Genomic DNA, 10,444 nt, shown 5'->3' on the forward strand with positions numbered 1-10,444 from the left:
TGAGCGGCGCCCCGCCGTGCTCCATGCAGAGGGGCGGGCCTGGCAGTTCGATGGGCGAGGCTGGCCGCTGGCGGTGTTGCCGCTACAGTCACCGTCCGAGAACTGCCGCGGGCTCTGGTCGGCCTTGCTCGGCCAGGAGGCGCTGTCGATGCCCACCCTGCAGGTGCTGGCTAGCCCGGATGGGGAGGGATGCGAATTTGGTTGGGAGGCTAACTGGTTGATCTATCGCTTCGCCGACGGCAGTTTGCTGAACAAATCTTGAACAGTATCGTTCTAGCGTCTCGGCGACATGATTTTTTTCTATCTGCATGAAATAATGCGGAACATTACGGAGGCAGCATGGCAACAAAGAGAGTGATACCCGGCCAGGGGCCCGGTCAGATGGCCGGTTTTTCCCTGATTGAGCTGGTGATCGTCATCGTGATCCTGGGGATCCTGGCCGTCACCGCCTTGCCCCGTTTTCTCGATGTGACCGACGAGGCGAAGAAGGCGAGCGTGGAAGGGGTATCGGGCGGTTTCGCCACCGGAGTGTCCCTGGTGCGGGCCCAGTGGGAGGCCGAGGGGCGTGCCAGGCAGGATGGACTCAACACCGTGCTCTATGACGGCTCGCGTTTCTATCTGACCACGCCGACCGACAGTCAGGTCAGCAATGGCGAGCTCTCTCCCGGGTATCCCATGGACACGGCAGCAAGCGGCACGCCCGATGTGGATCCGGCCAGTCTGACGGCGGCCCGCTGCCTCAATATTTGGGAGGGGTTGTTGCAGAATCCTCCCAAGGCTACTGCCCGCTTTGACGAGGTGCGCGGTAGCGGCAATGACCTGAAGTTCTATGCCACGGTGAGCAACAATGGACTGGATTCGGTCTGCCGTTACTATCTGGTCAACAGCCTGAGCAAGGGAAGTGATGGACGTTATCAGGACCCGCAAGGGAGCACGGATGCGTTCATGAGTTTCAGTTATCGCCCGGCCTCCGGCCAGGTGACCACCAATATCAATTGATAAACCGAGGAAAGACGTAATGAAAAAGCAATCGGGTTTTACCCTGATCGAACTGGTCATCGTGATCATCATTCTGGGCATTCTGGCGGTCACCGCCGCGCCCAAGTTCCTGAATCTGCAGGATGATGCCAAGAAGTCTGCCGCGCAGGGCGTGCAGGCAGCGTTGTCCAGCGCTGCCAATCTGGTCTATAGCAAGGCAGCTCTGAATGGGCAGGAAAAGGCATCTGCGGCAGGTGGTACTGACTTGAATGGAATGACCGGTGTCAAGGTTATCTATGGCTACCCGACCGCTGATACCATTTCCGCTGCTGTAACCCTGGACGGCTGGGTTGCAGCTTCTGGCGCAACTGCTCTCGAGTCAACTTTTGCCCCTGCTAATACCAGTGGCAATACTTGTACCGTAAAATACACAGCCGCAACCAGTGATACTGTTCCTTTCAAAACCGAGTTGCAAAACTGTAAGTAATACGTGTTGACAAGCGAGGCTTCGGCCTCGCTTTTTCATTATTCAATGAGCAAGCAAATGCCGAGAAACAAGGGCTTCACCCTGATAGAACTGGTTATCGTAATCCTGTTGCTCGGGATTCTGGCCGCCTTTGCCGTGCCCAAGTGGCTGGGCAAAGGCGGCTTTGAAACCCATACCCTGCGCGATGAGCTTGTGGCCCGGTTGCGGCTGGTTCAGACCATGAACATGCAGGAAGGGGAGGCGCGTTGCACCCAGCTGGTACTGGAGCCGAGCCGCTTCGGTCATCTGACCCTGCTTGGCAGCTGTACCCCCAAGCCCATCTCCGGCTGGAGTGCGGACGAGCAGAGCCGGGGGCGAGTCATCACCGCCTCCGGCGGCCTCTCCCTGCCTCAAGGCAGCTTTTCTTTCGACAAGCGAAGCGGCCGTCCGCTCTCACCCTCAACCTGCGTCAATGGCTGCAACCTGGTGGTGAGCAGCGGGCAGGAGAGCGCCCGGCTGCGCATCGAGCCGGAAGGTTATATCCATGCCCTCCCTTAAGGCCCGGCGCGGCTTCACCCTGATCGAGTTCGTGGTCGGCATTGTGCTGCTGGCCATCGCCCTGACCGGCGTCCTGGGGCTTCTCATCAATCAGGCACCCCAGGCGGTGGATCCGGTGCACCAGGTACGGGCCGCCCAGCTGGCCCAGCGGATCTTAAGCGAGGTGCTGCAAAAATCCTTCGATGAGCACTCGGATCACAACGGCGGCCGTTTTCGCTGCGGTGAGACCGTCGGCACCCCTGCGGTGACCTATCCCCCCTGCACCGCCAGCGCCGACTACGGCCCGGAGGGGGGCGAGACCCGCCCCTATGCCTTCAACGACGTGGACGATTTCGACACCGGGGGTCACTGGGTGGACGCCAACCTGTTTACCCAGACGGATGCCGAGGGCGTCAGCGACCAGGAGTATCGCCACTATCAGATCAGGATCGCCGTCACCCCGGATACCCTGTTTGGCAGCACAGGGCCGGGGGCCGAGTCTATCGGCAAGCGCGTCGCCCTGACCGTGCGTCTGCCGGATGAGAGCGAGCTGGCGTTTGCCCTCTATCGGGGGAACTACTGATGGACCAGCCGCACTCCCGTGATGCCGCGTCCGATGACGCAGCTGTGACCACACCTCGTTACCGCGTCCGATCAGGCTTCGCTCATCGAGCCTGCGCCCAACCTGGGCGGGGGCGGGGCTTCACCCTGGTGGAGCTGGTGATGGTGATCCTGCTGCTCGGGGTGATGGCGACCTTCTCCAGCCAGTTTATCGGCATCGGCACCCAGATTTACGGGGATGCCAGCCGCCGCGAGCAGCTGATGAGCGATGCCCGCTTCGCCCTGGAGCGGCTCAACCGCGAGCTGCGCGATGCGGTCCCCGGTTCGGTGCGCATCGAGGATGAGGCGGGCAAGGGGGCGGATCAGGGGACCTGCCTGCGCTTCTGGCCCATCGTCACCGCCAGCCGCTATCTGGGCTCAGTGGCCAGCGCCGGGCTCAACATAGCGGTGCCGGACGCGCTGCCGCGAGAGAAGGACCAGGCCATCGTCTATCCCCTCGCCGATCCGGCACTCGGCCTGGAGCAGGGGTGTATCCATGGCAACTGCGTGGCCGCCGTCACCTCGGTGGGGAGCCCGGTCTCGGGGGCCTTGCCGCTGACGGTGGATGGCACCTTCGCCAAGGAGTCCCCCGGGCAGCGCATCTATTTTGCCCGTCAGCAGGTGCGTTACTGCGTGACGAATGCCACCCTGACCCGGGTCAGCGCCGCCATCGGTGCTGACATCAGCCTTGGCACTTCGGCCCTCATGGCCGAGCATATCCGCCCCGCGTCCTATTACTTCTACCGGGAGCCCGCCGCCTTCAGCCAGAGCGAGGTGGGACTGCGGATGGAGCTCGAGCAGCGCGGCGAGCGCGTCCTCTTCAACCACAAGCTGGAGACGCTCAATGTTCCCTAGGCCCCCCCGCAGGCTGGCGCCCCAGCGCGGCAGCGCCATCATGGTCGCGCTCTTTGTCATCGTCATCATGGCCCTGCTGGCGGCGGCCATGGGCCGCTTCCTGGTGGACAGCGGCGAGAAGCACGGGGTGGAGGTGCGCGGGGTGCGTGCCCTGATGGCGGCCCAGAGCGGGTTGGAGATTGCCCTGTACCGGCTCTACCCGAGCGGCCAGTGGCAGGGGCAAGCCTGCGGCCCCCTGACATTCACTTTCACCGAGGCTGGGCTGGCGGGCTGCCAGGCCAGTGTCAGCTGCACCAAGCTGCCGGTGAGCGTGGCCGGCGCGACCCAGACCGGTTATCGCTTCAGCAGCGAAGGGCGCTGTGGTGATCCCGGGGCCAACAGTGGCCCCAACCCGGACTTTGCCGTCAGCCGCACCCTGGTGGCGGAAGCTTTCGATGGAGTGACGCCATGAGCCCCCTGCCAAGGAGCCAGACCCCATGAAGTCCAGCCAGCCTCTTCGCGGCGCCCTGTTGTGGATCTTGCTGGGATCTACCTCGGTGCAGGCCGCCAGCCAGTGTACAGAAGCCTTCCTTTTCCCGGTGCAGAGCCACGCCTCCCCCGGCGTGCTGAGCATGAACAATGAAAGCAAGATCATCAGCACCACAGTGGGGGCCAGTTACCCCTTCCTGACCAAAAACATCCAGCCCAACGCCAACTGCAACAACGGTGGCTACTGGAACGGGGGGACCTGGATCTCCAACTGCAACGTCAGCGGCACCCTGGCCAGTCCCCTCAAGGATCTCGCATTCATCGGCGATCCGGATGATTTCCCGCCCGATCCCGGTGATTTTCCCACCTTCAGTGGCCAGAACAACCTGGCGTGTACCAGCGCTTTCACCCCGGCACCCGGTAATTACAAGAATGCCTCCTGGAGCAGCGGCAACTGCCTGGCCACCCTGCAATCCGGGCAAACCTATCGCTTCAACACCCTGTCGCTCTCCGACGGGGCCGTGCTCAATCTCAACGGTGCGACCGTCTATGCCAAGACGGTGCAGGTCACGGGGTACTCGGATGGCATCAAGGGGAGTGGCAACCTGCACGTCAATGCGCTGACGGTCTCCGGCAACGGCAAGCTCTCCGGTGCGAACGTCACCGTCTATGACAGCCTGGCGCTGTCGACCAGCTCGATTGGCAACGTCACGGCCCGCTTCCAGCCCCACTATGCCGAAACGGTCGCCCTGAGCGGGCAGAGCCAGATGCCCATGGCGGCGGGGAACTGGACCATCAGGGAACTGACGGTCGAGGACAACAGCGTCATGACGCTGGAGGGGCAGAGTACCCTCAGCGTCTACGAGCTGGGGATGGAGGGACAGGGCAAGATCACGGCGGCGGGCAATCGCGGCGATCTGACCCTCAGGTTGCATCAGACCCTGGAGGTGAGTGGCAACGGCACCCTCAACGGATATCTGCAGGCCCGCTACCTCAAGACGTTCAAACACCAGAGCACCTCCAACATCAATTTCTACTTTCGTGGCGGCAACCACTGGATAGACAAGATGGAGCTCGGTCAGAACGACAAGCTGATCTTTGACAGCGGCAGTGCCGCGAGGTTGTACATCAAGAGCGATCTGGCCCTGAGCGACCAGATGGAGGTCAATGCCGGGGGCAAGGCCAACGACCTGATGATGTATCACTTCGGCAAGGTCACCATGAGCGGCAACACCAAACTCAACGCCATTCTCTATGTGAACGCCGGGGATCTGGCCATGAGTGGCCAGGCCGTGCTGACCGGCGCCGTGTCGGCGGTGAACGTCTCCATGACCAACAACAGCCAGGTGATCCACGAGCCCTTCAACGGCGACTGGCCGGGCATGTGTGAAGACCCACTGACCTGTTTCAGCGACGACTTCTCCGCCAGCACCCTTGGCAGCGACTGGGTGGTGGCCCGCAGCAGCGGCGACTTTACCCCCGCCATCGTCAATGGCCGACTCGGCATGACCCAGGCCAGCCCCAAGCAATCCACCTCTGCGACTTACCAGCGGCTCTTCCCCGCCGCCAACAACCTGGTCACCATCGAATTCGACCAGTATGCCCACAGCGGCAACGGGGCGGACGGCATGGCGGTGGTGCTCTCTGACGCCAGAGTGACCCCCCAACCGGGCGCCTTCGGCGGGCCCCTCGGGTATGGTTTCAAGCCAGGGGTCAACGGCTTTGCCGGTGGCTGGCTCGGGGTGGGCATAGATGAGTACGGCAACTTCTCGGGTGAAGGCGGGGCGACCAACAAGGGGCGACGCAAGCAGTCCGTGGTGGTGCGCGGCTCGGGCTCCGGTACCAGCGGCTACAACTACCTCAAGGGCACCTGCAACAACGGCGCCGACAACGCCAGCGGCAACTGTCTGTCGCCGACCGTGGACAGCGGCTCGGACAGCAATCGCCCCCACCGTTATCGACTGACCATAGACTCGCGCATCACCGGTCAGTCCCTGGTCAAGGTGGAGCGCAACACGGGGAGCGGTTACAGCACCCTGATCGACAGCTTCAATGCTGCGGGTCAGAGTGGCCAGGCGGCCATTCCCGAGAATCTGTTGTTGTCCCTGACTGGCTCGACCGGGGATGCGACCAACGCCCACCAGATCGACAACGTCCGTATCTGCGCCCTCAAATCCAATCCGGTGGGCACCCAGATCGATCACTTCGAGTTCGATCACTCAGGCCAGGCCCTGACCTGCAACCCCGAGACTCTGACCATTCGGGCCTGCGCCAACGCCAGTTGCAGCCAGCTGTTCACGGACCCGGTGAGCGCCATCCTGACCCCTCTCAAGAATGGCAGCAACGGCTGGATAGCCGACAGCCAGGTGAGCTACAACGGCAACACCGCTACCGTGACCTTCAGCAACGGCACCGCCAAATTGCAGCTGCGCAACAATCTGGCGAGCGCCATGAAGGTGGGGGTGAGTGGCTCTATTCCCTCCACCAAGCCGCTTAGCGAGACGCTTTGCCGGGCGGGCAGCGGCGCCCTGAGCGCCGCCGCCTGTACCTTGAGCTTTGCCGACAGCGGCTTCCTGTTCAATGTGCCGGATACCCTGGCCAACAGGCCCCAAGATGTAGTGATCAGTGCCGTCAAAAAGGACAATGCGACCCAGCAGTGTGTCCCCGGTTTTACCGGTGAGCGTTCGGTCGGCTTCTGGGGAACGTATGTCACCCCGAATGACAATTCTGTCGGGAGTCAGATGGCGATAGATGGCAAGACGATTTCGACTTATGCCGCCAATGTAGTCTCGCCAGCGGCGACAACCCTCAATTTGACCTTCGATGGTCAAGGCAAGGCGACGTTGAAGAGTGTTCGCTATCCGGATGCAGGCCAGATGCGGCTTAATGCCCGCCACGATGGCAGCGGGGATACCGCAGGGCTGGTGATGACGGGGTCGGATCTGTTCGTCAGCCGCCCGGCCGGGCTCTGCATCACGCCTACCGAGGGGACCTGCGCGGCAGGGGATATCACCTGCCCTGTGTTCAAGAGGACGGGAGACAGCTTCTCGCTCAATATCCAGGCCATGGCGTGGCAGAGCGACAGCGATAGGGATATCTGCACCGGCAATGGCACCACCCCCAACTTCGTGTTGTCCGACATCGCCCTGACCAGCGAGCTGGTGGCCCCTCAGGGGGGCGTGGCCGCCCAGGTCACTCCGACCAGGTACAGCCACGTTGCAGCCAGTGCCGGCCTCAATACCCCCGCCCTCAGTCTCAACGAGGTCGGGGTCTTCAGGATCAAGGCGACGCCACCGGTGGCAACGTCGCCAGAGGGAAGCACAGTATCAACGGGCTATTTCGGTTACACCATCCCTCCCGCCACCAGCGTGCCGCTGGGGCGCTTCGTACCCTGGGACTTCAACATGACGAGCGGCATCGTCACCCCGGCCTGCGGCGGTTTCAGCTATATGAGCCAGCCATTCGGGGTACAGACGGTGGTGGAGGCGCGCAACAAGGAAGGGAGTGTCACGAGGAACTACCGTGATGCCTTTGCCAGGGGGGCCCTCACCCTGGTGGCAGCCAACAATCAGGACGGGGTGGACAGATCCAATCGGCTGGCGCCGCTGGCCGCCAGCTGGACCGAAGGAACAGGCAAGCAGTCAGGTCAAACCCGCTTTATGCGGCTGCGCGAACTGACCCCTAGCCTGACCGCACCGGAAGAGCCCTTGCCGCTCCTGCGACTAGGGCTCAGAGTAACGGACGGTGAGACTCCTGAGACCAGCTTCCTCAGCGGACGGAACATGAATCCGTCCGTCAGCGGCACTTGCCAGAGCGGGGTGAACTGCACCGCCAAACAGCTCTCCATTCCGAAGGGATCGGACGATACCATGATCGCCTACTACGGCCGGCTGCTCGCCAGCACCCGTCAGGGGGTCGATAGCGCCCCGCTGGCGCTGCCCCTGCAGGTGCAATATTTCGAAGGGGGCCTGTGGCGAGCCAATTCGCAAGATATCTGTACCCAGATCTCCCTGGCGGGAGGTGGTATCGTCTTTACCGATGCGGAGCAACGCTATGACTCCGCGACGGGGGATCTGATCCTCAAAGACGGTACCCGCATTCGCCTTGGTCTCGGCAATGTGGCTCCGGGCGGTACTCAGGTCGGTTTCGACGCAGGCGAGACCCGGTTCCACTTCGCGCCGCCCAATCAGGCGGTGCGCATTCCCTATCGGATCGTGCTGGAGCAACAGCCATCCCAACCCGTCTGGTTGGCGGATCCCGCCACGACGGGTCATCTGCAGGGGGAGGCAATTTTTGGTCGGGATCGGGGCAATGATCGGATTATTTATCGCCGCGAAGTGATGCCCTGACACCCGGGCTGACACGGGGAGATAGACGCATTGCTGTACAGTGGCGTCTTATCTCCTTGTTTCGTAGTGTTTGTCGGCCTGAGCGGGTGAGTGATGACTCGCATTTTTGTCGCGCCTGATTGATTGGCGACAGTTTGAGCGCTTGCCCATTGGGGTGGGCATTGGTAAAGTTAGCCGGTTTTCTGCACCTCCAAATTCTTAGGATTTCCCGTAGCCATGTTCAAAAAGCTCAGAGGCGTCTTTTCCAACGATCTGTCGATCGACTTGGGAACTGCCAACACCCTGATCTATGTAAAAGATCAAGGGATCGTCCTTAACGAACCCTCAGTTGTCGCCATTCGCCAAGAGCGCGGGAACGCCAAATCGGTCGCTGCTGTCGGTCATGCCGCCAAGCAGATGCTGGGTCGTACCCCTGGTAACATCTCTGCCATTCGCCCGATGAAAGACGGCGTGATCGCCGATTTCTACGTGACCGAGAAGATGCTGCAGCACTTCATCAAACAGGTTCACGACAACAACTATTTCCGCCCCAGCCCGCGCGTGCTGGTGTGCGTACCCTGCGGCTCCACCCAGGTGGAACGTCGCGCCATCAAGGAATCCGCTCTGGGCGCCGGCGCCCGCGAGGTTTACCTGATCGATGAACCCATGGCTGCCGCCATCGGTGCCGGCCTGCCGGTCTCCGAAGCGACCGGTTCCATGGTGGTGGACATCGGTGGCGGTACCACCGAAGTGGCCATCATCTCCCTGAACGGCGTGGTCTACTCCCAGTCCGTCCGTATCGGTGGCGACAAGTTCGACGAAGCCATCATCAGCTACGTCCGTCGCAACTACGGCAGCCTGATCGGGGAAGCCACCGCCGAGCGCATCAAGCACGAGATCGGCTCCGCCTATCCGGGCGAAGAGGTGCGCGAGATCGAAGTGCGCGGTCGCAACCTGGCCGAGGGTGTGCCCCGCAGCTTCACCCTGAACTCCAACGAGATCCTGGAAGCGCTGCAAGAGCCGCTCTCCGGCATCGTCTCCGCCGTCATGGTGGCCCTGGAGCAATCCCCGCCCGAGCTGGCGTCCGACATCTCCGAGCGCGGCATGGTGCTGACCGGTGGTGGTGCCCTGCTCAAGGACATCGACCGTCTGCTGATGGAAGAGACCGGCATCCCGGTCGTCGTGGCTGAAGATCCCCTCACCTGTGTCGCCCGTGGCGGTGGCAAGGCGCTGGAGCTGATCGATATGCACGGTGGCGATCTGTTCCACTACGAATAAGACCCAAAGCCGGCCGAGCGCCGGCTCTTTTTTGACGACTCATGAAACCCATCTTCGGTAGAGGCCCTTCGCTTCAGTTACGGTTGTTTCTCGCCGTCATCATCTCCGTCGCTGCCATCGTCGCGGATTCCCGCTTCGGTGTGTTCAGCCATGTCCGCGTTTATCTGAGCTCCCTGGTGAGCCCGCTGCAATACATCGCCAACGCCCCCGGCACCCTGCTCGACACCATGTCGACCCAGGTGCAGACCCGCGCCGATCTCATCGAGCAGACCAAGCAGCAGGAGCAGCAACTGTTCACCCTGCGCTCGCGCCTGCTCAAGATGGATCAGCTGGAGCACGAGAACCAGCGGCTGCGCGAGCTGCTGGGGTCGCCGGTACACAAGGAGTCCCGCAAGATGGTGGCCGAGCTGCTGTCGGTGGATTCCGACCCCTTCAGCCATCAGGTGCTGATCAACAAGGGGGCGCTGGATGGCGTCTACAACGGCCAGCCGGTGATCAACGATCAGGGGGTGGTCGGTCAGGTGCTCCACGTGGGCTCCACCACCAGTCGCGTCCTGCTCATCACCGACTCCAGCCACGGTATCCCGGTGCGGGTGCTGCGCAACGACTTGCGCGCCATCGCCTCCGGCAGCGGCGAGCTGGACAAGCTGGAGCTGCGCAACCTGCCCCGCAACACCGACGTCCAGGTCGGCGATCTGCTGGTCACCTCGGGCCTGGGCGGCCGCTTCCCGGAAGGTTATCCGGTGGCGACCGTGACCCGCTCCGACTACGTGGAGGGCAAGCCCTTCGCCCAGATCGAGGCCAAGCCGCTGGTGGCGCTGGACCGTCTGCGCTACCTGCTGCTGCTGTGGACCGACAAGAAACCGGAAGTACACGACAAGGATGCCCTTGAGCCTGCGGCGAGCGCCTCGGCGGCCACGGCAACCACCTGTGA

9 protein-coding genes and 1 pseudogene are annotated in these 10,444 nt (G+C 62.4%); all 10 read left to right on the forward strand.

What is annotated here, in order from left to right:
- Positions 1-262 (forward strand): annotated as a pseudogene (locus tag AACR77_RS11765) (hypothetical protein); the annotation flags it as partial.
- Between the two features lie 77 nt (positions 263-339).
- Positions 340-999, forward strand: a complete 660-nt coding sequence (locus AACR77_RS11770) for a type II secretion system protein (RefSeq protein ID WP_041201421.1) — start codon at positions 340-342, stop codon at positions 997-999.
- Positions 1,000-1,018: 19 nt separating this feature from the next.
- Entirely contained in the window at positions 1,019-1,465 is a 447-nt protein-coding gene (locus AACR77_RS11775) for a prepilin-type N-terminal cleavage/methylation domain-containing protein (RefSeq protein WP_042881691.1), read from the forward strand.
- 57 nt (positions 1,466-1,522) lie between these two features.
- Entirely contained in the window at positions 1,523-2,002 is a 480-nt protein-coding gene (locus tag AACR77_RS11780; protein ID WP_042881692.1) for a pilus assembly FimT family protein, read from the forward strand.
- Entirely contained in the window at positions 1,989-2,564 is a 576-nt protein-coding gene (locus AACR77_RS11785) for a prepilin-type N-terminal cleavage/methylation domain-containing protein (RefSeq protein ID WP_042881694.1), read from the forward strand. Before AACR77_RS11780 ends, AACR77_RS11785 begins: the two co-directional genes overlap by 14 nt.
- Positions 2,564-3,436: a PilW family protein gene (locus AACR77_RS11790; protein WP_081999442.1), complete on the forward strand. Its 873-nt coding sequence runs from the start codon at positions 2,564-2,566 to the stop codon at positions 3,434-3,436. The genes AACR77_RS11785 and AACR77_RS11790 overlap by 1 nt, the downstream gene beginning before the upstream one ends.
- Positions 3,426-3,887, forward strand: a complete 462-nt coding sequence (locus AACR77_RS11795) for a hypothetical protein (protein WP_042881697.1) — start codon at positions 3,426-3,428, stop codon at positions 3,885-3,887. The genes AACR77_RS11790 and AACR77_RS11795 overlap by 11 nt, the downstream gene beginning before the upstream one ends.
- 25 nt (positions 3,888-3,912) lie before the next feature.
- On the forward strand, positions 3,913-8,253 hold the full coding sequence (locus AACR77_RS11800) for a DUF6701 domain-containing protein (protein WP_042881699.1): 4,341 nt from the start codon (positions 3,913-3,915) through the stop codon (positions 8,251-8,253).
- 216 nt (positions 8,254-8,469) lie between these two features.
- Positions 8,470-9,510 carry a rod shape-determining protein gene (locus AACR77_RS11805; protein WP_005308111.1) on the forward strand — a complete coding sequence of 347 codons (1,041 nt, stop codon included), beginning with the start codon at positions 8,470-8,472 and terminating at the stop codon, positions 9,508-9,510.
- 41 nt (positions 9,511-9,551) lie between these two features.
- A partial coding sequence (mreC, locus tag AACR77_RS11810) for a rod shape-determining protein MreC (RefSeq protein ID WP_081999443.1) occupies positions 9,552-10,444 on the forward strand: 893 nt, incomplete at its 3' end.

The organism is Aeromonas sp. ZOR0002, assembly GCF_963866995.1.
GTDB classification, from domain to species: Bacteria; Pseudomonadota; Gammaproteobacteria; order Enterobacterales; family Aeromonadaceae; genus Aeromonas; species Aeromonas caviae.

What these genes read in the sequence shown, in the direction of transcription:
- AACR77_RS11770 (WP_041201421.1), top strand. Translation starts at nt 340, where the DNA reads ATGGCAACAAAGAGAGTGATACCCGGCCAGGGGCCCGGTCAGATGGCC.
- AACR77_RS11775 (WP_042881691.1), top strand. Translation starts at nt 1,019, where the DNA reads ATGAAAAAGCAATCGGGTTTTACCCTGATCGAACTGGTCATCGTGATC.
- AACR77_RS11780 (WP_042881692.1), top strand. Translation starts at nt 1,523, where the DNA reads ATGCCGAGAAACAAGGGCTTCACCCTGATAGAACTGGTTATCGTAATC.
- AACR77_RS11785 (WP_042881694.1), top strand. Translation starts at nt 1,989, where the DNA reads ATGCCCTCCCTTAAGGCCCGGCGCGGCTTCACCCTGATCGAGTTCGTG.
- AACR77_RS11790 (WP_081999442.1), top strand. Translation starts at nt 2,564, where the DNA reads ATGGACCAGCCGCACTCCCGTGATGCCGCGTCCGATGACGCAGCTGTG.
- AACR77_RS11795 (WP_042881697.1), top strand. Translation starts at nt 3,426, where the DNA reads ATGTTCCCTAGGCCCCCCCGCAGGCTGGCGCCCCAGCGCGGCAGCGCC.
- AACR77_RS11800 (WP_042881699.1), top strand. Translation starts at nt 3,913, where the DNA reads ATGAAGTCCAGCCAGCCTCTTCGCGGCGCCCTGTTGTGGATCTTGCTG.
- AACR77_RS11805 (WP_005308111.1), top strand. Translation starts at nt 8,470, where the DNA reads ATGTTCAAAAAGCTCAGAGGCGTCTTTTCCAACGATCTGTCGATCGAC.